We start from the raw sequence: 26838 nt of genomic DNA, 5'->3' as shown, positions 1-26838 counted from the left end.
GCTTCTCCCGCGCGCGATGGCCACCTAGACTGCCGCATCGCTTTCCCAATCCCACCACCCACCTGCATCAGGAGGAGACACATGCCCAAGGTACCCGCCTTCAATTCCGACGCCGACGTCGGTCACTACATCCAAGGCACGCCGCGCGCGGGCCGCAGCGCGCGCTTTCAAGACGTCTTCAACCCTGCCGCCGGCAAGGCCGCGCGCCGCGTCGCACTGGCGAATGCGGACGAGGTAAACCAAGCGGTGGCGGCTGCGCAAGCGGCATTTCCCGCCTGGGCCGACACGCCCCCGATCCGCCGTGCGCGCGTGCTGCACAAGTTCCTGCAATTGATGAACGAGCAGCGCGACACGCTGGCCGCCATCATCACCGCCGAGCACGGCAAGGTGTTCTCCGATGCGCAAGGTGAGGTGTCGCGCGGCATCGACGTCATCGAATTCGCCTGCGGCATTCCGCAATTGCTCAAGGGTGATTACACCGATCAGGTCAGCACCGGCATTGACAATTGGACACTGCGCCAGCCGCTCGGCGTGGTGGCCGGTATCACGCCGTTCAATTTCCCGTGCATGGTGCCGTGCTGGATGTTCCCGGTAGCGCTGGCAACGGGCAATACCTTCGTCCTCAAGCCAAGCGAGCGGAACCCGTCCGCCGCGTTGTTCATGGCGGAGCTGTTGACGCAGGCCGGCCTGCCCGATGGCGTGTTCAATGTCGTGCAGGGCGACAAGCTAGCGGTCGACACCCTGCTCGACCACCCGGACGTGCCAGCCGTGAGCTTTGTCGGCTCCACGCCGATTGCCGCCTACGTGCAGCAGCGCGGCGTGCAAGCCGGCAAGCGCGTGCAAGCGCTGGGCGGCGCCAAGAACCACTTGGTAGTGATGCCCGATGCGAACATCGACCAGGCTGTCGATGCGCTGATTGGCGCGGCTTACGGCTCGGCGGGCGAGCGTTGCATGGCGATCAGCGTGGCGGTGCTGGTGGGCGACGTGGCCGACCGCATCGTGCCAGCGCTGGCCGAACGCGCGCGCAACCTCGTCGTGGGCGACGGCATGATGCCCGAAGTGGAAATGGGGCCGATCGTCACCCGCGAAGCGCTGCAGCGTATCGAAGGTTACGTCGACCAAGGCGTAGCCGAGGGCGCCACGCTGGTGGTCGATGGACGCGGCCTGCGTGTCCCGGGCCGAGAGCAAGGCTTCTTTACCGGTGGCACGCTGTTCGACCATGTCACGCCCGACATGCGCATCTACAAGGAAGAGATCTTTGGCCCCGTGCTCAGCTGCGTGCGCGTCAAGGATTTTGCCGAAGCCATCTCGCTCGTCAACGCGCACGAATTCGGCAACGGCGTGTCGTGCTACACCAGCGATGGGGGCATCGCGCGTGAATTCGCGCGCCGTATCCAAGTGGGCATGGTGGGAATCAACGTACCGATTCCGGTGCCGATGGCGTGGCACAGCTTTGGCGGCTGGAAAAAGAGCCTGTTTGGCGACATGCATGCCTACGGCGAAGAAGGCGTGCGCTTCTATACGCGGCAGAAGTCGGTTATGCAACGGTGGGCTTCCAGCATCGGCAAAGGTGCTGAATTTGCGATGCCGACCGCGAAATAACGTGGGCTGAACCCGAGCGCGGCGGGGCATCGCGTCGACACCCCGCCGCGCTCAACGCTTAAGTCATCTTGTCGTGTTCGCCATCGCCGCTGTGTGAAGTGTGCCGGAATGAAAGTTCGAGCCGATACGCCAAAGCGATGAACAGGCTCTGCGCGAGACCCATCGTGGCCGTCAGCGCGCGAAAGCCGAACGTGGTGCTGTCTTGCACGACCAGCGTGACTTCGGCCAGGCGGGCGAGCGGGCTCATGCGGCTATCGGTGATGGCGATAACGCGCGCGCCACGCTGAGCCGCCTGCTGGGCCACCTCCAGAGTCTCATCCGCATACGGCATGAACGAAATCACGATCAGCACATCGCCTTCGCGCACCGAGCGAATCTGCCCCAGATGCATGCTGCCCAGTGCGCTGAACAGGCCAACGCGCTTGTCCGTGTGCTGCAATGCGTAGTCGAGATACACAGCCACAGAAAACGAGCGCCGCGAACCCACAATCCAGATCGCCTGGGTATCAGCCAGCATGTCGACCGCCTGCGCAAATGCCTGCGGGTCCAGCGCCTGGCGCAGATGCTGCATGCCAGCCACACTACCCTGGATGAACGCATCGACAATCTGCTCCGGCTGCAGGGTGGCCGAACCGGATTCAATCACATCGCGCAGACGGAGGTTGTAGTCGCGGCCTGGTGCAATTTGTTGGGCGATCCCCTCGCGAAACAGCCGCTGCATCTCGGAAAAACCCGTGAAGCCGAAATGCTGGGCAAAGCGCACCACGGCAGAGGGCTGCACGCCGCACTGGGCGGCCAACGATTGAATGCCCTCCAGGCCGAGGTGATCCCGGTGGGTTTCAACATAGCGAGCAATCAGCTTCAAGCGATTGCTCAGTGCGTCATATTCCTGCGTCAAGCGCTGCAGAAACGCGTCGACGTTTTCAGGCGGTTGCTCGGTTGGGTGCATCGGACGGCGTGATTTGGGTGGTCCAGGCATTCGGTGCGTTCGCTCGAGAATCGGGCCTGGGCTCGTCAAGGAAGTCGGGAAAGCTATAGAAAAGGTTCGGGCCCATTCTAAGCCGGTTCCCGGCTGCAACGGGATGCGGCAAGGGTGGGGGATGCCCTAAGCCGCCGCGCAGGGCTCAGCGTGGCAAGCCCCCTTTCAGAGGTAATCCACCCACACGCCGCCTGCATCGGCCGAGCGCACGCAGTTCTCCACCCAGCGCACTCCATCCACGCCCGCGTGCACGTCGGGGTAGCGGATCGCCTGCAGCGCGGCCTGATCGTCGCGGTCGGTTGCATCCATGGCCAATGCGAAGCGGGTGTACAGGTTGGACCACGCGTCGAATAACCCTTCCGGATGCCCTGCGCTGATGCGGTCGTCATGCAGCGCGATCGGATGCAGGTAGCCCATACCGCGATCGAGCACCTGTGCCGGCTGCCCCTGCACCTCGTAGCGCAGTTGGTTCGGGTGCTCATCCCACCATTCCAGGCTAGCCTTGGCGCCAATCACGCGAATCTTCTGATTGTGCGTCGACCCGGCATTCACCGCGCACGACCAGACATAACCGACCGCGCCGCCGTCGTACTCCATGATCGTGAAGGCGTTGTCCTCCAGCGGCGCGCGGCTCTTCACGAAGCTCTGCCGCGAACACAGCAACCGCTTGATCTGCAACGCCGGCAGCATCACCTCGGACAGGTACAGCGGATGCGTGCCGATGTCGCCCAGCACGTAGCTCGGCCCGGCAAACTTTGGGTCCATGCGCCAGCGCGCGGCCGGGTTCGCCGCCTCCACGCCCTCACTGTGAAAACCGTGCGAGAACTGCATCTGCACGATGCGGATCTCGCCCAGATCGCCGCGCGCGATCATCTCGCGCGCCTGCTCAATCAACTGGTGGCCGGAGTAGCCATAGGCCACGCCCACGATCTTGCCCTTCTCGCGCGAGAGTCGCTGCAGCTCTTCCGCCTCGGCCGTGGTGAAGCACAGCGGCTTCTCGCAGACCACGTGCAGACCGGTATTAAGCGCGGCCTTGCAGATTTCGAAGTGCGTATTGTTGGGCGTAGCAATCGAAACCGCGCGAATGCCGTCCGGGCGGCGCGCTTCGGCCTCGAACATCGCGCGGTAATCCGCGTAGCAACGCTCCTCCGCCACGCCAAGCCGCTGGCCAAATTGGCAGCCGCGCTCTGGGTCAATATCAAACGCGCCGGCCACCAGTTGGAAGTTGTCATCGCGCAGCGCTGCCGAACGGTGCACATAGCCAATCTGGCTGTTCAAGCCGCCGCCAACCATGCCCCAGGGAATCGAATGCCCCAGCAAGCTTTGTCCGTCGATCATGGTATTTGTGTTCCTCTTATGTTGTCAGGCAAAACCCACGGCGGCGAGGAATTCGCGGCTCGCCGCCACATCGCGCAGGCCGGAGCCGGCATTGCACGGATCGCGCTCCTGTTCGATCGTGATGTAGCCCGCTCAAGGTGCGCTTGATGGCCGGATAATCGAGCTCGCCCCGACACATCACGCCGCGCGCGCACGCGTCAAAGAAGGCGATTCGCCCGCCCAGCACCTGTTGGTAGGTTAGAAGACGGATGTCTTCGAAATACACATAACCGAGGCGCGCGGCATGCCCGCCCAGCCAGGTCACCGGGTCCAAGCCGAAGTCGTACAAGTGACCGGTATCGAAACGCAGGCCCGCCGTTTCGGCCTGCAGCTTGGTCGCGCACTGGTGGCACCAGTCCATCACCACCAGACGGCGCGGGATAACGCTGCCCGGGCTGCGCCAGCACCGACAGCAGTTGCTGAATCAGCGCGCAGATATCGCGCGCCCAACGCAGCAGACTCGTCGAGTTCAGCGGTGACACGAGGTCATCGAGGATCGTGCCCGCCGTGATGCTCAAGCGCCTCCCGCCCAACTCAGCGCGCGCGAAGTCCACGTCCAACGGAATGCATCCATAGGGATCCAGCTCAATGCCGGAGCCCCCCCCCCCGCCTTCGACGCATCGGACAAGACCTCGTGTCACGACGACTGGTGCCGGTTCCTCACGTCGTCCACGCCCCAACAACGGGGGGGAGGGGGAACAGGCAATCTTCATAGCCATACGGGTGCCGCCCGAGTTCTAACGCGATTTCAGGCGCGATAGAACGCCGGCCGTTCAGCAATCTCGATGCGCTCGACTGCGCCGCTCGTCTGCGCACGCACACACGCATCGGCAGCTACCGCTGCGGCGTAGCCGTCCCATGCCGATGGGCCAGTCAACGTGCCGCCTTGCACACCGTCGATGAACGCTTGCAACTCAACGTCGTAAGCCGCGATAAAGCGGTCCTTCCAGTCGACCAGGATGTCGGTTGCCAGCTTGGCACCATGCTTGAGCGACACCGCCTGCGGGTCCGGCAACTTGGCAATGCCGACCTCGCCCACCACCTCGCACTGGATGTCGTAGCCGTATTGGCAATTGACGAAAATCTCGACGTCGATGCGCACGCCGCCAGCCGTTTCCAGCAACACGATCTGCGGATCCGCCAGATGCGATGCCGCGTGGCGGCTCTTCTTCGGATACACGACCTGCGCGCTCACGTAGTCTTCATCAATCAGCCAGCGCAGCACATCCAGCTCGTGGATGAGCGTGTCGGTGATGGCCATGTCGGTCGTATAGCGCTCACCCACCGTCGGGTTGCGGTGCGCGCAATGCAACATCAGCGGTGCGCCGATCGTACCGCTGTCGATCACCTGCTTGAGCGCGCGGTAGCCCTGGTCATACGGGCGCATGAAGCCAACCTGCACCAATCGGCGGCCGTGTGCCTGTTCCGCCTGGACGATCCGCATGCAGCCCTCGGCCGTGACCGCCAGCGGCTTCTCGCAGAACACCGGCTTGCCGTGCGCAATCGCCTTCAGCACAAACTCTTCGTGCGTCGGGCCCCACGACGTGACAAGCACCGCCTGCACGTCCGACGCTTCGATCAAGTCATGACCGTTTGTATACACCTCGGCATTCAGGCCGTAGTTCGACACGGCGCTGCGCGCCTGCATCGGGTCGATGTCCGTCACCGCCACCACGCGCGCGCCGGACAGCGTGCGCGTCAATCGCCGAATGTGGTCCTGGCCGATTGCGCCGCAGCCAATCACACCAATTTGCAAAGTCATACCGTTTCCTCGTTATTCAAAATGTTCAACCTGTCAAACAGAGCGTTGTTGACGTGGTGCATGCTCTGGGCGAGCAGCTCCTCGCTGTTTTCCGCTTCCATCACCTCGGCGGCGAACGGCTCGAACGACACCAAGCCCTTGTAGCCACGATCCAGCAGCGTGCGCAGTTGGTGGATGTTGCCCAGTCGATCAGCCTGTCCGACCAGCACGCGATGGCCATCGCGCATGTCGCGGCGATCCAGCGCCGGCGATTCCACGCCCGACACATGCACCAGCCCCGTCAAATCGGGAAAGAAAATGTCCTCACCCGCCAAGTGGTGGTGGAACGTGTCGTGCACGAGCTTGAAGTGCCGTTCACCGGCGGCGGCGTAAATCGCCTCAACGGCGTCGGACTTGCGGCGCAGCGCACATTCCTCAAAGCCCAGTGGTTCAACCAGCCCTTCGATACCCTGGTCGTCCAGGATCGGACGCAGCTTGCGTAGTGCGTCTACCAAAGCGCGGCGGCGCTCGGTTTCGGTGCGCATATCGTCTCGGCTGTTGAGCGGGCACATCACCAGCGCCTGGGCGCCACACGCGCGCGCATAGACCGCCAGCAAGCGCGCTTTGGTTTCCAGTGCGGCATCGAACACGTCGAACGGATACAACGCGTTGATAGAGCGGATGGTAATGCCGGCTTGCTCGGCCAACCCCTTCAGGTTAGGGGCCGGCGTGCCGTCGCTGATCTCGGTGTCCTTCAGGTCGTTGCGGATTTCGACGGCCGACACGCCAAGCCGCTTGCACATGGCAAGAAAATCGCTGAACGACTGGCGCGGCGCACTGATCCGATTGATGGCAAATGGAATGCGGTGGTTCATGGTCAATGGAAGCAATAGGTTCAGCTTGGCTCAGCGCGCGACGCTGCTGAAATGACGATCGAGACAGCGTTGCAACGCGGCGTGCATGGTCCATTTCCGCTCGCCTTCAAACGGGCTGGCCCAGCGGTACATCGGCTGCAACGATGCCCGCCCCACGCCGCACGATCGCATCGCCTGCTCGAACGCCGCCATTTGCTCGCGCGTAGCACGGGACATGCCCCATCAATCGAGAAAATCGCTGCGCGGTGACAGCTCGATCTGATCGTAGCCAACTCCAGCCACCGCCCCCGGCAATGCACCGAGTGGCGTGTGGCGGAACATGTAAGTGTCCAGCGCGATCGTCATTCCGATTCCTTGGGGCGTTAGGGTGTGCGCGTGGGAGCGGCAATCAACGGCGCTTCTTCTTGTTACGGTATTGATCGGCCACGACGGCAGCGACGATGATGGCTCCCTTGACCATCTCCTGGTAATACGCATCGATGCGGATGAAGGTGAAACCCGACGTCATCACGCCCAGGATCAGCACGCCGATCACCGTGCCCGTAATGCGCCCCAGGCCGCCCGTCAGCGATGTACCGCCGATCACCACCGCCGCGATGGCATCCAGCTCATACATGACGCCCATGCCCGACTGCCCCGAGATGGCGCGCGCCGCCGTCACCGTGCCGGCAATGCCGCTCAGCACGCCAGCAATGGTGTAGACCCCAATCAATTGACGATGCACGTTGATGCCCGACACGATGGCCGCCTGACGGTTGGCGCCAATTGCATAGGTAAACTTGCCGAAGCGCGTGTAGCGCAGCACCACGTGGAAGATTGCGGCAATCACCAAGAAGATGATCACCGGATTTGCGCCCGCGCCAATGGCTGCAAACTCATCGGTCAGCATCGACACCGGCGTGCCGTTAGTGAACCACTTGGCAAAGCCGCGCGCCGCCACCATCGTGCCCAGTGTCGCAATAAAGGGCGGAATGCCCGTGTAGGCAATCAACGACCCGTTGATCAGACCCACCAGCAAGCCCACGAACACGCCCGCCAGCACCGGCCAGATGATCGGCAGATCGGTCAGATGCGGGAACACTGCGCGCGGAAAATCCGACACCTGCGCCAAGCTTGCGGATACCACCGCAGCAGCAGCCACCACCGAGCCAGACGACAGGTCGATTCCGCTGGTGATGATGACGAGGTTCACGCCCACGGCGATGATGCCGATCACCGCCATCTGCAAAATGATGATCTGCAGCCGCTCCGCATTGAACAGAAAGCTCTGGCCGACAACGGCCCAGCCCACTGCCTCGAAGAACAGGCTGATGCCGATCAGCACCAGGAAGATGCTCAGCTCCCGTGGCCACTTTGCGCGCCGCGATTTACCCATCGCGAGGGGCGCTTGCGCGATTGAATTGCACGTTCCCATTTCATTTGTCTCCATACATTGACCCGATCACCCGGCTTAGCGAGACGCCAACTCCATGATGCGAACCTGATTTGCGTCCTTGCGGTCGACGATGCCTGTCACGCGGCCTTCGTGCATGACCATGATCCGGTCGCTCATGCCCAACACCTCCGGCAGTTCCGACGAGATCATCAGCACTGCCACGCCCTTGGCGGCGAGCGCACTCACTAGGCGGTGGATCTCGGCCTTCGCGCCCACGTCGATGCCGCGCGTCGGTTCGTCGAGAATCAGCACCCTCGGCTCGGTCAGCAGCCAGCGCCCGATCAGCACCTTCTGCTGATTGCCGCCCGACAGGTTTTGGATTTCTTCATGCAGGCCTGGCGCTTTTACGCGTAGCGTGCGGCTCATCGCCTCGCAGTCTTGCCGCAGCGCAGTGCGGCGGACAAAGCCGGCTTTCACATAACGGTTGTGTAAGACGGCCGCTTCCATGTTGGCCAGCAGGTCGAGGCTCAGAAAACAGCCGGTATCCTTGCGGTCTTCGGTCAGGAACGCCATCCCGAGCTTCATCGCCTGCGCGGGCATGTGGATCCTGACCAACTCACCGTCCAGGCGAATCTCGCCGCTCGTGGCGGGCACCACGCCAAACAGGGCCTCCGCCACGTTCGAACGCCCCGAACCAACGAGCCCCGCCACGCCCAGAATCTCGCCCGCGTGCAGATCAAAACTCACATCGCGGAACGCGCCCTGCAAGCTCAGGTTCTTGACCGACAGCACCACATCGCCAATCGGCACGTGCTCCTTCGGAAACATCTGCGTGATCTCACGCCCAACCATCATGCGGATGATGTCGTCGCGCGTGACATCGGTGGATGCATGGGTGCCGATGTACTTGCCGTCACGAAACACCGAGAACTCGTCGGCAATTTCAAACAGCTCGTCCATCTTGTGCGTGATGTAGACGATGCCTTTGCCCTGCGCGCGCAATTGGCGAATGATGCGGAACAGATGGCTGACCTCCGTCTCGCTCAGCGCCGAGGTAGGCTCGTCCATGATCAGCACGTCGGAGTCGAACGAGACCGCCTTGGCGATCTCCACCATCTGCCGGCTGGCAACCGAGAGCGTGCGCACCTCGGCTTCTGGATCGATGTCAATCGACAAGCACTCGAACAACGTTTGCGTGCGCCGGCGCAACTCGGCATGGTCGACCAGACCAAAGCGGTTCTTCGGCTCGCGGCGGATCCAGATGTTCTCCGCCACAGTCATGTACGGCATCAGGTTCAGCTCCTGATGGATCATCGCGATGCCGCGGTTGAGCGCATCGAGGGGGCCGTCCAGCTTGGTGGGCGTGCCCTGGATGCGAATTTCACCCGCATCCGGCGTGTAGACGCCGGCAATGATCTTCATCAAGGTAGACTTGCCGGCACCGTTCTCGCCCATCAACGCGTGCACGGTGCCGCGACGCAGGCGGAACTGCACGTTGTCGAGCGCGGCAACGCCAGGAAACGACTTGCGCACGCCACGGACTTCCAGCAGGCAATCCGCAGCAGCTGAAGTGGACGGGCTGAACGAAGGGGATGGCACGTCTTGACGAGACGTCAGCCGATCCGACATGGCAAGGGACATGAGCACTCCTCGGGAAGCGAACACGGGCCGGCGCATCGCGGCCCGCGCGACGTGCAGTCGCGGGTCAGTGCTTGCTGTACTGGGCAAGGTTTTCTGGCGTGACGAGCTCGAACGGCACATTCACGTAGCGCTCCACCGGCTGCTTCTTCGCCAGCTTGAGCGCTGCATCCACCGCGCCGGCGCCCTGCCCGCTCAGGTTCTGGAACACGGAGACCTTAAGGTCGCCCGCCTTCATCGAGGCAATGCCGTCGGGCGTGGCGTCAATGCCGGCCACGATGGTCTTGGGCGTCCACTTGCGGGCCGCCTTCAATGCGGTGATCGCGCCGATCGCCATTTCATCGTTATTGGAGAGAATGGCGTCAAACTTGGCGCCGGAACTCAGCCAGTTCATCGTGATGTCTTGGCCCTGTGTGCGGCTCCACTTGCCTTCACGCCGGTCGACGATCTTCATGCCGGCGCATTCCTTGGTGGCGATCACCTCTTCGATGTCCTTGGTGCGGGCGCGTGCCGACTCATTGGACAACTCGCCCATCAGTACCAGCACATCGCCCTTGCCGCCCAACAGCTTGCACACCTGCTGCGCCTGCAGCGTGCCCGACAGCTTCTCGTCGGACGCCACCACCGCCACGCCAGCCGGCAGTTTGTCGAAATCGACCGGCCTGCGGTTCACGTAGACCAACGGAATCTTGGCCGCCGTCGCCATCTTGGTGATCTTGGGCGTGGCATCGGTGTCAACCGGGTTAACGATGATCGCGTCCACCTTCTGCGCAATCATGTTCTGGACTTGGCTGAGCTGTTTGCCCACATCGCTGCCGGCATCCTCAATCTGCACGACCACGCCCTGTTTTTTGGCGGCATCGGTCACGCCATTGCGCAGGATGGTCAGGCCCGTGTCATCAAACTGCGCAATGGCCACGCCGATCTTCTCGGCATGCGCCAGCGGCGCGGCAAACAGGGCAAGTGCGGCAACGGCCATCAACTTGGTCTTCATGGTGCGTGGTCTCCTGGTTTTTGAGCATGGAAGGTGGCGCGCTAGGCACCACCCGGGCCCGCCCCCGGGTCAAGCCGGAGTGTCAGGACGCAACTGTAGTTCAGGCTCACCCTGTTTTGGAAATTTATTTCTAAGTAATTTCACCTAGAGAACATGTTTTCCAAAAAATCTAGACTGCATCCGAATCTCTGAATTTCCGGCAAGGTGAACTGCCGCCGCATCCATGCTGCGCGGCCCTCCAAACCGGCCTTCCATTGCGCGACGACTGATATGAGCCCGTTGAACTTTCCAACCGACCGCCCCATCGATCTGGCCTGCCTGGGCCGGGTCGCCGTGGACCTTTATGCACAGCAGATCGGCAGCCGCCTGGAAGACGCGCGCAGCTTTCAGATGTACCTCGGCGGCTCGTCCGGCAATGTTGCATTTGGCGTTGCGCGGCTTGGCTTGAGGACGGCGATGATCTCGCGCGTGGGCGACGAGCAGATGGGCCGCTTTTTGCGTGAGGCGCTCGCGCGTGAGGGCTGTGACACCAGCCAGTTGCAGATCGACCCGCAGCGCCCGACCGCGCTGGTGCTGTTGGGCCTGAAAGACCGCGACACCTTCCCGCTACTGTTCATGCGCGAGAACTGCGCCGACATGGCCGTGCGGGCGGACGAGATCCGCGAAGACTTCATCGCCGGCTGCCGCGCGTTGGCAATCACGGGCACCCATCTGTCGACGCCGACCACGCGCGAGGCATCGTTGACTGCGCTGGACTACGCGCGTCGCCACGGCGTCGTGCGCATTCTGGACATCGATTACCGCCCCGTGCTGTGGGGCCTGACCAGCCGTGGCGCCGGTGAAAACCGCTACGTGCCGGACGCGCATGTCTCGCAGCAATTGCAGCAGGTGCTGGGCGAATTCGACTTGCTGGTCGGCACCGAAGAGGAATTCCTGATTGCCGGCGGCGTGCCGCATGACCTGATGGCGTCGCTACGTGCCGTGCGCGCCATCTCGAATGCTGCACTGATCGTCAAGCGTGGCGCGCTTGGCTGCTGCGTCATCGAAGGTGCCATTCCCACGCGGATTGAAGACGCGCCGACTTACCCTGGCGAGCGGGTCGAAGTGCTCAACGTGCTCGGCGCGGGCGATGCGTTCTTGTCGGGCCTGCTCTCGGGGCTCTTGCGCGACAAGGGTTGGGCGGAATCCACGCGCATTGCCAACGCATGCGGCGCCATTGTCGTGTCGCGCCACGCGTGCTCGGCTGCCATGCCAACGCCAGCGGAGCTGGAACACTGGTTCAGCGGCCAACGCCACTCGGCGGTGGATGCCGACCGCGACCTCGCCCACTTGCACCGCGTCACAACCGCCCGTCCCCAGTGGGACGACCTGTGCGTCATGGCCTTCGACCACCGCAGCCAGTTTTACGACCTGGCCGTTCAGGCCAACGCAAGCGAAGCCCGCATCCGGGCACTCAAGCAGTTACTGGTGCGCGCGGCCGAGCAGGTTGAGCGTGGCTGCGGTCTGCAAGGCCACCTCGGTGTATTGATCGACGGCGGCGCCTATGGCAGCGACGCACTCGCCTCGGCAACGGGGCGTGGCTGGTGGGTCGGCCGGCCGGTGGAACTGCCGGGCTCCCGCCCGCTGCGCTTTGACGACACGCGCTCGGTCGGCTCTGCGCTTGTCCATTGGCCCACGGAGCAGGTCGTCAAGTGCCTGGTGCATTACCACCCGGACGACCCGGCAACACTGCGCGTGGACCAAGAGCAGAAGGTGCTCGAACTATGGGAAGCCACCCGCGAGAGCGGCAACGAACTGCTGCTGGAAATCATTCCGCCGCGCACGATCACGCCGGCCGGTACAGAAGACGATGCCGTGCTGCGCACAGTCGCACGTTTCTACAACCTGGGAGTGCGCCCCGAATGGTGGAAGCTCGCGCCCATGCACGCCGACAGCTGGGCGCGCCTGGAACAACTCGTTGCCGAGCGCGACCCGCACTGCCGTGGCGCCGTGATCCTCGGGCTGAACCAGCCGCTGCAATACCTGATCGACAGCTTCCGCTCGGCCACCAACCCGATCGTCAAGGGCTTCATGGTCGGGCGCACGCTGTGGGCCGATGCCTCGCTCAAGTGGCTGCGCGGCGACATCGACGACTCAACCCTCATTAACGAGGTGGCGGGCAACTTTGCGCAATTGGCAGACGCGTGGCTGAGCCGCCGCGCGGGTGTCCAAGCCGAAGCACGATCCGCTGCCTGACTGCCAAGACAATACGAGACTCACCTTGACCACAACCGTAAGACTGACTGTGAGCCAAGCGCTGGTGCGCTACCTGGCTGCGCTGCGAGCCGAAGTCGTGCAGCCCGACGGCCGAATCGAAACCCTGCCGTACTGTGGCGGCGTCTTTGCCATCTTCGGACACGGCAATGTGGCGGGGCTTGGCGAAGCGCTGCAGGCCGAGCGAGACCGCCTGCCCACGCTGCGCGCGCACAACGAGCAAGGCATGGCCAACGCGGCCGTCGCCTTTGCCAAGGCCAACTTCCGCCAGCGCATGATGGCCGTGACGTCCAGCATCGGCCCCGGCGCCACCAATATGGTGACCTCCGCCGCGCTCGCGCACGTGGCCCGCTTGCCACTGCTGCTGTTGCCGGGCGACATCTTCACCTCGCGCCTGCCCGACCCCGTGCTGCAGCAGGTCGAAAGCTTTGAGCAAGGCGACGTGAGCGCAAACGATTGCTTCCGACCGGTCACACGCTATTTCGACCGCATTACCTCGCCTGAGCAATTGCTGGTCGCCCTGCCACGCGCAATTCAGGTAATGACCGATCCGGCGCAGTGTGGCCCCGTTTGCCTCGCGCTGCCGCAAGACGTGCAGACCTTCGCTTACGACTGGCCGGAAGACTTCTTTCAACCGCCGCTGATCCGCATGCGTCGCCAACCGGCCGACCCGGTGGAGTTGGCCGAAGCGGTTGCACTGCTCAAGTCTGCCAAGAAGCCGCTGATCGTCGCGGGTGGTGGCGTGCTCTACAGCCAGGGCTGGGAAGCGCTGCGTGCGTTTGCCGAGGCGCACGGCGTACCGGTTGCTGAATCGCAGGCCGGCAAGGGCTGCCTTGCGTGGGATCACCCGCTCAACCTCGGCGCCATCGGCGTCACGGGCTCGCCGGCTGCCAACCACGCCGCCAGACAGTGCGATGTGGTCTTTGCGGTCGGCACCCGTTTGCAAGACTTCACCACCGGCTCGCACGCGCTGTTTGGCCACGCCACGCTGCTGAGTCTGAACGTGCAACCGTTTGATGCCGGCAAAAAGCGCGGCCAGCAACTGGTGGCCGACGCGCGCACCGGGCTCGGCCAAGTCAGCACCGGGCTGGATGGATGGCGCGCTGATCCCGCGTGGACAGCCACTTGCCGCGACCACGCAGCGACCTGGGTCGGCCGCGTCACGGAGCTGACCAACCACGTGCCGACCGACACCCCGCCCTATGACGCCGAGGTGATTGGCGCGGTGCGTGAATCCGCTGCGGACGCTGGGCTCGACAGCGCACGCCACGACTTGGTGGTCTGCGCTGCCGGCACCCTGCCCGCCGAGCTGCACAAGCTCTGGCGCAGCAGCCTGCCTGGCAACTACCACATGGACTACGCCTACTCCTGCATGGGCTACGAAATCGCGGGAGGGCTGGGCGCCAAGCTCGCGCGCCCCGAGCGCGAAGTGATCGTCATGGTGGGCGATGGCTCGTACATGATGCTCAACGCAGAGTTGGCCACCTCGGTCATGCTGGGCAAGAAGATCATCGTTGTGATTCTCGACAACCGTGGCTACGGCTGCATCGAGCGGCTGCAACTCAACTGCGGCGGTGCGAGCTTCAACAACATGCTCGACGACTGCGTGCCAGAAGGCGGTGAACGCTCGTCCATCGATTTCGCCCTGCATGCCCGCGCCATGGGCGCCGACGCCGTACACGTGCGCAACACCGATGAACTGCGCCGCGAGATGACGCGCGCACGCGCCGCCAAGAAAAGCCAGGTGCTAGTGATCGACACCACGCACCACCGCACTACCGGCGACGGCGGCGCTTGGTGGGAGGTGGCCGTGCCTGAAGTCTCGGCCCGCTCCGAAGTCATGACTGCGCGGCACGCCTACGTTGAGGCCAAGCTGCGCCAGCAACGCTGAACCCAATACCCCCACTAAGGAAGACTCGCATGACCTGGAACGTTCGCATCGGCATCAACCCGCTGTCGTGGATGAACGACGACCTGCCCTCGCTCGGCGGCGAAACCCCGCTCGAAACCGCGCTCAAGGAAGGCGCGGAAATCGGCTATGCCGGCTTCGAGCTGGGCAACAAGTTCCCAAAGAGCGGCCCCGAGTTGAAGGCCAAGCTGGCGGAATATGGACTCGTCTGCGTGAGCGGCTGGTACTCCGGCTTTCTGGCGGAAGTCGCGCCAGGCCAGACCGAGGAAGAGGCCGTGGCCGCAGAGGTCGAACGCTGCAAGGCCCACATGACCAAGCTGCAGCACAACAACGTGAACGTGGTGGTGTACGGCGAATGTGCCGGCACGATCCAGGGCCAGATCGACACGCCCGTCTCCAAGCGCCCGCGCTTTCCGAACGACGATGCATGGCAGCGCTACGCACAGCGCCTGAATGCCTTCGGTGCGCACCTGCGCAACACGTACGGCATCAGGCTCGCATATCACCACCATATGGGTGCCTATGTGGAATCGCCCGAAGACGTGGACCGTCTGATGTCGCTCACTGATCCGGACAAGGTCTTCCTGCTATTCGATACCGGCCACGCTTACTTTGGCGGCGCGGCGGACCCGGTTTCATTGCTCAAGCGGCACGTTGCGCGCGTTGCGCACGTCCACTGCAAGGACGTGCGCCCACAGGTGATCGTGCAGGCGCGCAACGATAGCTGGAGCTTCCTCAACGGCGTAATCAACGGCACCTTCACCGTGCCCGGCGACGGCGCACTTGACTACGAAGCCACGTTGCGCACGCTCAAGGACGCGGGCTACGAAGGCTGGCTCGTGGTCGAAGCCGAGCAAGACCCGGCCGTTGCGCCGAGCTATCTGTATGCGAAGAAGGGCTACGAAACGCTGCGCACGCTGGTCGACCAGCTTGACGCCCAACAAGCCTGACAACCAAGGACTCCCCCCCATGGCAATCTCTCCCCTGCTGGTCAAGGCATCGCCCGAGCGTGAGATCTGCAACGTGACGCCGGAATCCGCCGGCTGGAAGCACGTCGGTTTTCGTGCGCTGCGCTTGAGCGCAGGTGACCACGAAGCGGTGGATACCGGCGCACGCGAACTGTGCGTGGTGGTACTCACGGGTACGATCCGCGCGGAGGTCGATGGCGTCACCTACGACAACCTGGGCAAGCGCGACAGCGTGTTCGACGACATCTCGCCCGACGCGCTGTATGTGCCCGGCAAGCAGCGCGTGACACTTACCGCTACGCGCGATGCGGAAATCGCGCTGTGCACCGCGCCGCAAGTCAGTGATACCAAGGCCGTGCAGCGCCTGGACGGCGAACGCATGCGTCGCATGGTGCGCGGTGAGGGCAGCAACACCCGCTACGTGTGCGACATCCTGATGGGCGACAACCCTGCAGCCGATCGGTTGTTGGTGGTGGAGGTGGTGACGCCGGCCAGCCACTCCAGCAGCTATCCCCCGCACAAGCACGACAGCGATGCCGAACCCGGCGAGACCGTGCTGGAAGAAACCTACTACCACCGTATCAGCCCGCCGCAGGGCTTTGCCTTCCAGCGCGTCTACACCGACGACCGCAGCCTGGATGAAGCCTGCGTCGTCGAGGATCACGACGTGGTCATGGTGCCTCGCGGCTATCACCCAGTGGTCGCCCCGCACGGTTACAACCTGTACTACCTGAACGTGATGGCCGGCCCGAGCCGCGCGTGGGCATTCCGGAACGATCCGGCCCACGAGTGGATGCTGCAGCCGGTTACAGGCTGAGCCCCACGCACTTCTGATCCATTCACAAGCAGGCTCCCACGCACGACCACCGTGCAAGCGTGGTGGGCAAACACATACGAAAAAATGATTTGGCGAGGCTCTATCGCCACCGAAGGGCAGGCGGCAAACCTGCCAAATTGAGGAGACTTATACCTATGCGCCTTTCAACCCCAGCACCACGCCAGCGCTCTGACATCCGCCGACAGGCTATTTACATCGCCGCCGCTTCAGCGCTTACTGCTGCCTGCGGCTTGGCCCACGCCCAAAGCAGCGTCACTCTCTATGGGCGCGTTGCCGGCGGTGTTGACTACACCAACAAGATCGCCACCACCAACGGCACCGCCAGCCGCCTGCAGTATGGAAGCAACCAGTGGGGAACCAGCATGTGGGGCCTGAAAGGCAGCGAAGACCTGGGCGGCGGCCTGAAAGCGGTCATGAACCTGGAGAATGGTTTCACCTCTGCCGATGGTTCCAGCGGTGGCGTGCTCTTCAATCGCTATGCGGTGGTGGGGTTGTCCAGCACGACCTACGGCACGCTGTTGCTTGGCCGGGCCATGGGCATTCCCGATGGTGAGGGCTGGTCCATCGACCCGATGGGCCTGCAGTTCATGAGCATCGCCACACTGCAAGGCAACCGGACGTGGGGCTCGCGGCCCAAGGCCATCACCTACAACTCGCCGGATTGGGGCGGCCTGTCGTTTCGCGCGCAGGCCGGGCTGAACGGCACGGCGGGCAACTTCAACGGCGGCCGTCAACTGGCCGCCAGCGTTGCATACCAGACCGGCCCGCTGATGTTGAAGGCGTTCTATGAAGAAATGCGCGACAACGCTGCGCAATTCACCAATCTCTATACGGCATCGCGCCTGTACACCGCTGGCGGCACGTACCAGATTGGCGATCTCAAACTCTTTGGCGGATACAGCCTGATTCAGTCTGGTGGTGCCACAGTGGCGGATGCCGACAATCCCGCAGGCGCCACGCGCCAGCAAACGTACTGGGTCGGGGCCAACTATCAGGTCACGCCGGCCACGACGCTGGTGGGCGGTGTCTTCCGGGCCAATCAGAACAACGGCGGCGGGAATGGCACACTGCTCACGCTTGGTGTCAATTACGCCCTGTCGAAGCGGACCTTGCTGTACGGCACCGTCGGCACCGTGCTCAACGGCAAGAACGCGACGTTCTCGGTGGAAGCCGCTGGCGGCAAGCCCACGGCAGGTTCCAGCCAGCAGGGCGTCTACACGGGCGTGGTGCATTCGTTCTGACGATCCCCTGGTGCGAGGCCAGCGCCGCAGTTCGCCGCTGCGCCTCGTACGCCACCTGTCGCGCCGGAAGCCCCCTCCGGCCCTAGGGCATTGGCGTGCGTGGCTTAGAATGGTGAGTTGCCGGACCTGCGGTGCAGGTCCCACCATCCGTCAAAACGAGGAAATCCCCATGGCCCGCATGGTTCACTGCGTCAAGCTCAACAAGGAAGCCGAAGGCCTCGACTTCCCGCCCCTGCCCGGCGAACTGGGCAAGAAGATCTGGCAGAGTGTCTCGAAAGAAGCCTGGGCCGGCTGGCTCAAGCACCAGACCATGCTGATCAACGAAAACCGCCTGAACATGGCGGATTCGCGTGCGCGCCAGTACCTGCTCAAGCAGACCGAGAAGTACTTCTTTGGCGACGGCGCCGACCAGGCTGCCGGCTACGTACCGCCACCGTCGGCCTGACCTGCCGCAACCGACAAAAAAGCCGTTCAGTTTGCGCTGAACGGCTTTTTGTTTGGACCCTCGCCGTAGCTATGCGGGAATGGCACCGCTTTCCAGCTTGAAGATCGCCACCGCGCGGCGCAGCGCATTGGCGTAGTCGGCCATGGCCTGTGCGGTGGCAGAGGCCTCCTTCACCAGCGTCGTCGACGGACATCAACAACACCATCAAAGTCATCAAACGCCGCGCTTACGGGTACCGCAACGAGGAGTACCTCTTCCCCGAAATTCCCCGATGAACCAAGAAAAAGGCCGTCCAGACAACCGAACGGCCGCTCCCGCACATCTTGCATCACTTGGTGTTTGCAGTCTCCTCTTGGGGCCGCCGCACCGCGTGCGGGGCGCGACGTGCATTGGCAAGGCGAATGGCATCGTAGTAGGCAGCCGCCGGCGGGCGCTTCAGATATTGACCGTCGCCGCGCACTGCGCGCAGATCGCCATCCGCCCAGGCCAATGCGCCGCGCGTGAGCGTATGCGTGGCGACCCCGCGCACAGTCATCCCTTCGAAGATGCTGAAATCCACCTTCTGGTGATGCGTCTTCACAGAGATCGTCTTGGTGGCGGCCGGGTCCCACACCACCAGGTCGGCATCCGCTCCAGGCTGCACGGCGCCCTTGCGCGGATACAGGTTGAAGATCTGCGCGGCGTTGGTCGACGTAATGCGCACGAACTCATTCGGCGTGATGCGCCCAGCATTGACGCCGTGATGCCAGAGGATGGCGAGGCGGTCCTCAATGCCGCCGCAGCCATTGGGAATCTTGGTGAAGTCTTCACGGCCCATGGCCTTTTGCGATGCGCAGAATGTGCAGTGGTCCGTGCCGGTGGTGTGCAGTTGGCCTGCTTGCAGCCCGCGCCACAGCGCTTCGCGATGCTCAGCCGCACGGAACGGCGGGCTCATGACGTGGGCGGCAGCGCGCGCCCAGTCGGAATCGCGGTACACCGACTCGTCTATCACGAGATGGCCAGGCAGCACCTCGCCAAACACGCGCAGGCCCTCGTTGCGCGCGCGGGCGATGACGTCCACTGCGTCCTTGGCCGACACGTGCACGATGTACACCGGCACACCCAGCACCTGCGCGATACGGATCGCACGGTTGGCGGCCTCCCCCTCCACCTCGGGCGGGCGCGACAGCGGATGCGCCTCCGGCCCCGTGATGCCGCGCGCGAGCAACTGGCGCTGGAGCTGGAAGACCAGCTCGCCGTTCTCCGCATGCACCGTCGGCAAGGCACCCAGCTCCAGCGAGCGCGAGAAGCTGTTCACGAGGATTTCGTCGTCGGCCATGATGGCGTTCTTGTAGGCCATGAAGTGCTTGAAGCTGGAGACGCCGTGCTCGCGCACAAGCGTGCCCATGTCGCGATGCACCGACTCGTCCCACCACGTAACGGCGACGTGAAAACCATAATCTGCCGCCGCCTTCTCGGCCCAGCCGCGCCATTCTTGAAAGGCCTCCATCAGCGGCTGGCGCGGGCTGGGAATCACGAAATCGATAATGCTGGTCGTGCCCCCCGCCAGGCCGGCTGCTGTGCCGGTGAAGAAGTCGTCGCTGGCGGTGGTGCCCATGAAGGGCAGCTCCATGTGCGTGTGCGGGTCGATGCCGCCGGGCATGACGTATTGCCCGTGCGCATCGATGATCGTGGCGCCGGCCGGCGCATCAATCTGCGCCGCCACCTGCAGGATGGTGCCGCCAGCCTCGGGGCTGGCACACAGCACGTCCGCACGCCAGGTGCGGTCCGCATCAATGACCGTGCCGCCACGGATCAGGGTTGTCATGTCGCTGTCTCCTTATGGGTTGCATGAGCTTGCATGCGTGCGTGGATCAGGCGCTCGCCACGCTGGCGCTCGGGCTGCCGCGCAGCTTCATCCACGCGCTGTAGACGACGGCGGCCAGCACCAAGCCGACGAACCAGGCATATGTGTAGAGCGTATTGAAGAACGCCGGCACGTTCGGGAACGCATTCGGAAAGGCGGTGTGCAGAAAGCCCGGCAGATTGGGGAGCACGCCCACGGCCAGCGCCACCACCGCGCCGAGGTTCCAGCCGCCGGTGTAGGCGTATTCGCCGTTCTCGTCGAACAACTCGCGCGCGTTCAGGCGCGTGCCGCGGATGAGGAAGTAGTCGACCATCATGATGCCGGCCACCGGCCCCAACAGCGCGGAATAACCGACCAACCACGTGAAGATGTAGCCCTCGGACGTGGCAAGAATCTTCCACGGCATCATCACGATGGCGATGGTGGCGGTCATCAGCCCACCCGTCTTGTACGAGATGCCCTTCGGCCACAGGCTGGAGAAATCATAGGCCGGGCCCACCAGGTTGGCCGCGAGGTTGCAGCACATGGTGTCCAGCGTCAGGATCACCAGCGCGATGCCCACACCGATGCCGGTCATGCGGCTGGTCAGGTCGATCGGGTCCCAGATGGCCTTGCCATAGATAACCACCGTGGCCGAGGTCACCACCACCGAGATCACCGATAGCAATGCCATTGGAATCGGCAAACCGATCGATTGCCCCACGATCTGGTCACGTTGGGATTTGGCGAAGCGCGTGAAGTCGGGAATGTTCAGCGCCAGCGTTGCCCAGAAGCCAACCATTGCCGTCAAGCTCGGCCAGAACGTCACCCAGAACAGGCCCTCCTTCTTGCCGCCCGCCACGAACTGCGACGGCGCGGAGAGCATCGAGCCGACGCCGCCCGCCTGCGATGTGGCCCACCACACCAGCACGATGCACATGACAATCTTGATAGGCGCCGACCAGCTCTCCAGCCAGCGGATCGAATCGGTGCCGTGCAGGATGAAGTAAAGCTGCAGCGCCCAGAACAGCAGGAAGCACGCAAGCTGTCCAAGTGAAATATCCAGGAACGGCAGCGGCGCGCCATGCAGCGCGTTGCCCGTCAGGATATTGGCCAGCGTATAGATGGCGCTGCCGCCCAGCCACGTCTGGATGCCATACCAGCCGCACGCGACGATGGCCCGCAGCAGCGCTGGCAGCTTCGCGCCCTGCGTGCCGAACGAGGTGCGCACCAGCACCGCGTATGGAATCCCATGCTTGGCGCCGGCGTGGCCGATGAGCAGCATCGGCACCAGCACGATGGCGTTGCCCAGCAGCACCGTCACCACCGCCTGCCACGGCGACATGCCCTGCTCCGTCAGCCCGGCGGCCAGCATGTAGGAGGCGATATTCATCACCATGCCGACCCACAGCGCCGCGAAGTGGTACCACCTCCAGGTACGCTGGGCCACGCCGGTGGGCGCCAGGTCGTCGTTGTAAAGACTGCTGCCGGCCGCAAGCGGATCGGCGGTGTGCGCTGCCTGCTTCATTGAAAGACCTCCACGGATAGTTGGCGCGCTCTGCGGCACGCGTCAGGCTCATTTGTAGGAATCAAAGCCGATCAATACAAGCTGCATCGGATCAAGCCGCCCTGGCTGTCGGCGCCGGCTCCTGGGCACCGGCATCGGGCGGGGCTGCGCCAACGCGCGCCGGGTTATTCGGATGCGTGGTCCAGTTTGCGTAGTCGCCAGCGTCCACGCGCTCCATCGTGATGCATTGCTCGACCGGGCACACATGCATGCATAAATTGCACCCGACGCACTCGGCATCTACCACCTCGAAGTGCCGTTTGCCGTCCTTCTCGCGCGTGATGGCCTGGTGCGAGGTGTCTTCGCAGGCGATATGGCACAGGCCGCACTGGATGCAGCGGTCCTGGTCGATACGCGCCTTGATGTCGTACTTCAGGTTCAGGTACTTCCAGTCGGTCACGTTGGGGACCGCCCGGCCGCGAACGTCATCCAGCGTCGCGTAGCCTTTCTCATCCATCCAGTTGGCCAGGCCATCGGCCATGTCTTGCACGATGCGGAAACCGTAGTGCATGGCCGCCGTGCATACCTGCACGCTGCCCGCGCCCAGCACGATGAACTCCGCCGCATCGCGCCAGTTGGAGATACCGCCGATGCCCGAGATCGGCAGGTTGGGCGTTTGTGCATCGCGCGCGATCTCAGCCACCATGTTCAGCGCGATCGGCTTGACGGCCGGGCCACAGTAGCCGCCGTGCGTGCCTTTGCCGTCCACGGTCGGCATGGGCGCCATCTGGTCCAGATCCACCGCCACGATCGAGTTGATGGTGTTGATGAGCGACACGCCGTCCGCCCCACCCTTGTACGCCGCGCGTGAGCCCAGGCGGATATCGGTGATGTTGGGCGTGAGCTTGACCAGGCACGGCAGCTTGCTCGACGCCTTCACCCAGCGCGTGACCATCTCCACGTACTCGGGCACCTGCCCGACCGCCGCGCCCATCCCCCGCTCGCTCATGCCGTGCGGGCAGCCAAAGTTCAGCTCAACCGCATCGGCGCCGGTGTCTTCAACCATCGGCAGAATCCATTTCCAATCCGCCTCGTTGCACGGCACCATCAGCGAGACGATCAGCGCGCGGTCCGGCCAGTCACGCTTGACCTGGGCGATCTCGCGCAGGTTCACATCGAGTGGACGGTCGGTGATCAGTTCGATGTTGTTCAGCCCGGCGATACGCTGGCCGTTCCATTGCACCGCGCCGTAGCGCGAGCTGACGTTGACCACGTGCGGATCGAGCCCCAGCGTTTTCCACACCACCCCGCCCCAGCCCGCCTCGAACGCGCGGTTGACGTTGTAGGCCTTGTCGGTGGGCGGCGCGGAGGCCAGCCAGAAGGGGTTCGGCGATTTGATACCGGCAACTGTGCAGCGCAGATCGGCCATGTTCGGCTCCGTGGATGTGGTGTGTGAGGAGGCGGATCAGGCCGCCATGACCGTCAGGCTCGCCAGGTAGGCGTCGATGGACGCGGCGGCCACCTTGCCGTCCTGCACGGCCTGCACCGTCAGGTCGATGCCGCCGGTGGCCGCGCAGTCTCCGCCCGCCCAGACGCCGGGCAGTGTGGTGCGCCCGCCGGCATCGACAGCGATGCGAGCACCATCGACCGTCAGCAACTCGCCATCGATGCCGATCGGCACCAGCGTCTGGCCAATGGCCTTGAGCACCATGTCCGCATCCACGGCAAAGCGATCGCCGGCCTCGCCCGACGTGCGCTCGAACTCCACGCCGGTGACATGCCCGCCGTTGCCGAGGAGTCGCACCGGTTTCGCGTGCGTGATGAGCGTGACGCCATTCATTTGCGCAAACTCGCGCTCGGCCCAGGTGGCGCTCATCGATTCGACACCGCGCCGGTAGGCCATCGTCACCGTGGTCGCGCCCAGCTTGCGGCTTTGCACGGCGGCATCCACGGCCGTGTTGCCGCCCCCGATCACCACCACGCGCCGGCCAACCGGCACTGCATCCAGCGCGGCAGCCTGGCGCACCTGCTCAATGAAATCGACTGCGTTCATCACGCCGGACAGGTCTTCGCCATCGAGTGCCAAGGCACGCACGCCGCCCAGCCCGATCGCCAGGAACACCGCGTCGTGCTGCTTGCGCAAGGCATCGAGCGACACATCGCCGCCCAACACCACGCCGGTCTTCCGCTCGATACCGCCCACCGACAGCAGCCACTGCACCTCACGCTGGGCAAAGTCGTCGACGGTCTTGTAGGCGGCGATGCCGTACTCATTCAGGCCGCCCGCCTTGGCATGCGCGTCGAACAACGTCACACGATGCCCCGCGAGTGCCAGGCGATGCGCACATGTCAGCCCCGCCGGTCCAGCGCCAACCACCGCCACATGGCGCCCGGTGTCGGCCGCACGCTTGAACAGCGTCACGCCACGCGCCATCGCCCAATCCGTGGCATGGCGTTGCAGCGCGCCGATTGCCACCGGCTGCGCATCCTGGTCGTTACGCACGCATGCCCCCTCGCACAGGATCTCGGTCGGACACACCCGCGCGCACATCCCGCCGAGCGGGTTGGCCGACAGGATGTCCATGGCCGCGCCCTTCAGGTTGCCATTGCCGATCTTGCGGATGAAGCCGGGGATGTCGATCTGCGTCGGACACGCCTGCACGCACGGCGCGTCGTAGCAATAGTGACAGCGGCTGGCGGCGGCCGCTGCGGCGGTGGGATCGAGCAGCGGCGCGATATCGGCAAACTCGCACGACAACTGCTCGGGCGACAGGCGGTGCGCGGCAATATCGCCGGTTTCCTTGAGAGCCATGGATGCTCCTTCGTCAGTGTGGGGACACAGCCGTACCCGCCGGCCTCACACGGTCGAGGTCGGGACGGCTTTCGTTGTGGGCAATGCGACGGCGACTGCGGGGTATGACTATGAAGCGGGCTCGCACGCGCGCGAGAGCATCGCGTGCAGCAGGACATTCGCGCCGGCCTCGATCCACTCGGGCGTGGCGTCTTCGATCTCGTTATGGCTGATACCGCCGATACACGGCACGAACACCATCGACGTGGGTGCCACCTGCGAGAGGTAGCACGCGTCATGGCCCGCGCCGGACACCATGTCGCGGAACGAGTAGCCAAAGCGTTCGGCGGCTGCGCGCACAGATGCCACGCATGCCGCATCGAATTTGACGGGCTCGTAATAGAAGATTTGCTCAAGCTGCATTTCCAGCCCGATGCCTTCAGCGATCTTCGCCGCCCCCTCGCGCAAAGCGGCGTCCATCTGAGCGAGTACGGCATCGTCCGGATGCCGGAAATCGACCGTGAAGAACACACGCCCCGGGATCACGTTGCGCGAGTTCGGGTGCACTTGCATCATGCCGACCGTCGCGCAGGCAAACGGCGCGTGATCCAGACCGATGCGGTTGACCAGATCGACCACGCGCGCGGCGCCCAGCAGCGCATCGCGGCGGCGCGGCATCGGCGTCGGGCCCGCGTGCGCTTCCTGACCTGTCAATGTGATCTCGTACCAGCGCTGGCCTTGCGCGTCCGTCACCACGCCGATGGTCTTTTGCTCGGCCTCCAGGATCGGCCCTTGCTCGATATGCAGCTCGAACGCCGCATGCAGCTTGCGGCCACCGCACGGCACATCGCCGGCATAGCCGATGCGCTTGAGCTCTTCGCCGATGGTCTTGCCGTCGACATCCTTGCGCGAGAGCCCGTACTCAAGCGTGAAGACGCCCGCAAACACGCCCGAGGCCACCATCGCCGGGGCAAAGCGCGAGCCCTCTTCGTTGGTCCAGATCACCACTTCGATCGGGTGTTCGGTCTCGATGCCGTGGTCGTTCAGGCTGCGGATCACCTCCAGCCCGCCGAGCACGCCATAGATGCCGTCAAAACGGCCGCCGGTCGGCTGTGAATCGGCGTGCGAGCCGGTCATGACCGGCAGCGCATCGGCCTTGCGCCCGGCGCGTCGCATGAAGACGTTGCCCATCTGGTCGACCGTAACCGTGCAGCCCGCCTCCCTTGCCCAACTGATGATCAGGTCGCGCCCCTGCTTGTCGAGATCAGTCAGCGCGAGGCGGCAAACGCCGCCTTTGGGCGTCGCGCCGATCTTCGCCATGGTCATCAGACTGTCCCACAGCCGCCTGCCGTTGACCCGGATCGACGTATCGAGCCGGATCGGTTCCAACGCTTCGGATGCTGCACTCATCGTGTGTCGCTCCTTTTGTGGGTCCGCCATTGCAGCCCGCTGCACCACACGCATGCGGTGCAGTGACGGCCATGTTTTGGGGCATCTCCGCACGCGGGCGGTGCATGCGGTTCGGTCTATCTCGGACTACGTTATCTGTGCGCTGCCCGCCGATCCAATCCTGTCCGAATGGACAGGTTGTAGACGACGATTCTCGCCAAATCAATGTCTTTCGCAGACAGGCTTTCAAAGCGAGAAGCGTGCCATTGCAATGCAGCATGGCGGATAGGAAGTGATTGCCAAGAGGTGCCGCACAGCCATCGACCGACTAGAATGAGGCGCGACGCGGCACACACGCCGCGCGAGACCATCATGCGAGACGACCCTGCAGCAGCCGACCCGTCAGAGCCCACCGAAACCGCCGCACCGATGCGGCGGCGCAAGGCGCATATCCGCGCGTCTAACGAAGCGCACCTGCTGGCCTGCGCCGAAGCCGTCTTCGCCGAGCGGGGGCTCGAAGGTGCCAGCACGGCCATGATTGCCGAGCGCGCCGGTCTGCCCAAGGCCAACCTGCACTATTACTTCCCGACCAAGCTGGCGCTATACAGGCGCGTGCTCGAAGATCTGTTCGAAGACTGGCACCGCGCCGCCAATTCATTTGAAGACAGCGACGATCCGGCCAAAGCCATCGGCGGCTACGTGCGCGCGAAGATGGAGTTGTCGCGCCGCCGGCCGCTGGGCTCCAAGGTCTGGGCCAACGAGATCATCCACGGCGCCGAACAGATGCAGGACATCCTCGCCGAGCGCGTCAAACCGTGGTTTGACACACGCGTGCGGGTGATCGACGGCTGGGTTGCGCGCGGGCTGCTCGCGCCCATCGACGCACAGACGCTGATGTACCTGATCTGGTCGACCACCCAGCACTACGCCGACTTTGATGCGCAGATCCGGGCGCTCTCGGGCAAGCGCGCGTTGACGCAAAAAGCGTTTGCAGAAAGAACAGAGGAAGTCGTGCAGCTTGTCCTGCGCGCATGCGGTGCGGTGTCGGATAGGCCATCCGAAAAACCTTGAGCAGCCAACAGGGCCGTCAA

The 26838-nt window shown here is 63.9% G+C and carries 20 protein-coding genes and 3 pseudogenes; 9 read left to right on the top strand and 14 right to left on the bottom strand.

Features of this window, described 5'->3' with window-relative positions; translation table 11 throughout:
- Positions 1–81: 81 nt before the first annotated feature.
- Positions 82–1602, top strand: coding sequence for a CoA-acylating methylmalonate-semialdehyde dehydrogenase (locus tag B4F51_RS09890; RefSeq protein ID WP_296225079.1), 1521 nt, complete (start codon positions 82–84; stop codon positions 1600–1602).
- A 58-nt stretch (positions 1603–1660) separates the two neighbouring features.
- Here the strand turns inward: B4F51_RS09890 and B4F51_RS09885 are convergent, their stop codons facing one another.
- From B4F51_RS09885 to B4F51_RS09845, 9 genes and pseudogenes are all read right to left on the bottom strand, one after another.
- Complete coding sequence (locus B4F51_RS09885) at positions 1661–2551, bottom strand: MurR/RpiR family transcriptional regulator (RefSeq protein WP_296225078.1); 891 nt, start codon at positions 2549–2551, stop codon at positions 1661–1663.
- Positions 2552–2746: 195 nt separating this feature from the next.
- On the bottom strand, positions 2747–3919 hold the full coding sequence (locus B4F51_RS09880) for a Gfo/Idh/MocA family protein (protein ID WP_296225077.1): 1173 nt from the start codon (positions 3917–3919) through the stop codon (positions 2747–2749).
- Between the two features lie 24 nt (positions 3920–3943).
- A pseudogene (locus B4F51_RS24570) lies at positions 3944–4664 on the bottom strand (AP endonuclease).
- 42 nt (positions 4665–4706) lie between these two features.
- Positions 4707–5720 (bottom strand): Gfo/Idh/MocA family protein, encoded by a 1014-nt coding sequence (locus B4F51_RS09870; protein ID WP_296225073.1) that lies wholly within the window; start codon positions 5718–5720, stop codon positions 4707–4709.
- Positions 5717–6574 (bottom strand): TIM barrel protein, encoded by an 858-nt coding sequence (locus B4F51_RS09865; RefSeq protein ID WP_296225071.1) that lies wholly within the window; start codon positions 6572–6574, stop codon positions 5717–5719. Before B4F51_RS09865 ends, B4F51_RS09870 begins: the two co-directional genes overlap by 4 nt.
- Before the next feature lie 84 nt (positions 6575–6658).
- Positions 6659–6919, bottom strand: a pseudogene (locus B4F51_RS09860) (sugar phosphate isomerase/epimerase); the annotation flags it as partial.
- Between the two features lie 43 nt (positions 6920–6962).
- On the bottom strand, positions 6963–7988 hold the full coding sequence (locus B4F51_RS09855) for an ABC transporter permease (protein WP_296225069.1): 1026 nt from the start codon (positions 7986–7988) through the stop codon (positions 6963–6965).
- A gap of 36 nt (positions 7989–8024) precedes the next feature.
- Positions 8025–9590 carry a sugar ABC transporter ATP-binding protein gene (locus B4F51_RS09850; RefSeq protein ID WP_296225068.1) on the bottom strand — a complete coding sequence of 522 codons (1566 nt, stop codon included), beginning with the start codon at positions 9588–9590 and terminating at the stop codon, positions 8025–8027.
- A gap of 64 nt (positions 9591–9654) precedes the next feature.
- A complete protein-coding gene (locus B4F51_RS09845; RefSeq protein ID WP_296225066.1) occupies positions 9655–10581 on the bottom strand; it encodes a sugar ABC transporter substrate-binding protein in 927 nt (308 codons plus the stop codon).
- Positions 10582–10851: 270 nt separating this feature from the next.
- On the opposite strand from B4F51_RS09845, the gene B4F51_RS09840 reads away from it, so the two are divergent.
- From B4F51_RS09840 to B4F51_RS09805, 7 genes and pseudogenes are all read left to right on the top strand, one after another.
- A complete protein-coding gene (locus tag B4F51_RS09840) occupies positions 10852–12816 on the top strand; it encodes a bifunctional 5-dehydro-2-deoxygluconokinase/5-dehydro-2-deoxyphosphogluconate aldolase (protein WP_296225064.1) in 1965 nt (654 codons plus the stop codon).
- A gap of 25 nt (positions 12817–12841) precedes the next feature.
- Positions 12842–14725: a 3D-(3,5/4)-trihydroxycyclohexane-1,2-dione acylhydrolase (decyclizing) gene (iolD, locus tag B4F51_RS09835; protein ID WP_296225063.1), complete on the top strand. Its 1884-nt coding sequence runs from the start codon at positions 12842–12844 to the stop codon at positions 14723–14725.
- A 29-nt stretch (positions 14726–14754) separates the two neighbouring features.
- Positions 14755–15693, top strand: coding sequence for a myo-inosose-2 dehydratase (gene iolE, locus B4F51_RS09830; protein WP_296225061.1), 939 nt, complete (start codon positions 14755–14757; stop codon positions 15691–15693).
- 19 nt (positions 15694–15712) lie between these two features.
- Positions 15713–16528 (top strand): 5-deoxy-glucuronate isomerase, encoded by an 816-nt coding sequence (iolB, locus tag B4F51_RS09825; RefSeq protein ID WP_296225060.1) that lies wholly within the window; start codon positions 15713–15715, stop codon positions 16526–16528.
- Positions 16529–16683: 155 nt separating this feature from the next.
- A complete protein-coding gene (locus B4F51_RS09820; RefSeq protein WP_296225059.1) occupies positions 16684–17790 on the top strand; it encodes a porin in 1107 nt (368 codons plus the stop codon).
- 169 nt (positions 17791–17959) lie between these two features.
- A complete protein-coding gene (locus B4F51_RS09815) occupies positions 17960–18235 on the top strand; it encodes an oxidative damage protection protein (RefSeq protein WP_296225058.1) in 276 nt (91 codons plus the stop codon).
- A gap of 152 nt (positions 18236–18387) precedes the next feature.
- A pseudogene (locus B4F51_RS09805) lies at positions 18388–18510 on the top strand (transposase); the annotation flags it as partial.
- A 53-nt stretch (positions 18511–18563) separates the two neighbouring features.
- On the opposite strand, the gene hydA reads toward B4F51_RS09805, so the two are convergent.
- From hydA to B4F51_RS09780, 5 genes are all read right to left on the bottom strand, one after another.
- Positions 18564–20042 (bottom strand): dihydropyrimidinase, encoded by a 1479-nt coding sequence (gene hydA / locus B4F51_RS09800; protein WP_296225057.1) that lies wholly within the window; start codon positions 20040–20042, stop codon positions 18564–18566.
- Positions 20043–20088: 46 nt separating this feature from the next.
- The gene (locus B4F51_RS09795) at positions 20089–21588 is read right to left on the bottom strand and encodes an NCS1 family nucleobase:cation symporter-1 (protein WP_296225056.1); all 1500 of its coding nucleotides are present in this window, start codon (positions 21586–21588) and stop codon (positions 20089–20091) included.
- Between the two features lie 91 nt (positions 21589–21679).
- Positions 21680–22996 (bottom strand): NAD-dependent dihydropyrimidine dehydrogenase subunit PreA, encoded by a 1317-nt coding sequence (gene preA, locus B4F51_RS09790; RefSeq protein WP_296225055.1) that lies wholly within the window; start codon positions 22994–22996, stop codon positions 21680–21682.
- A gap of 36 nt (positions 22997–23032) precedes the next feature.
- Complete coding sequence (locus B4F51_RS09785; RefSeq protein WP_296225054.1) at positions 23033–24379, bottom strand: NAD(P)-dependent oxidoreductase; 1347 nt, start codon at positions 24377–24379, stop codon at positions 23033–23035.
- Between the two features lie 108 nt (positions 24380–24487).
- Positions 24488–25768 (bottom strand): Zn-dependent hydrolase, encoded by a 1281-nt coding sequence (locus tag B4F51_RS09780; protein ID WP_296225053.1) that lies wholly within the window; start codon positions 25766–25768, stop codon positions 24488–24490.
- Between the two features lie 351 nt (positions 25769–26119).
- Here B4F51_RS09780 and B4F51_RS09775 point away from each other — a divergent pair, with 351 nt between their 5' ends.
- The gene (locus B4F51_RS09775) at positions 26120–26818 is read left to right on the top strand and encodes a TetR/AcrR family transcriptional regulator (RefSeq protein WP_296225052.1); all 699 of its coding nucleotides are present in this window, start codon (positions 26120–26122) and stop codon (positions 26816–26818) included.
- Positions 26819–26838: the final 20 nt, after the last annotated feature.

Source organism: Ralstonia sp. UBA689, assembly GCF_002298975.1.
Classification (GTDB): Bacteria; Pseudomonadota; Gammaproteobacteria; order Burkholderiales; family Burkholderiaceae; genus Ralstonia.
The sequence above is the reverse complement of the archived record's forward strand: the minus strand, read 5'-3'. Positions and strand labels throughout refer to the sequence as shown.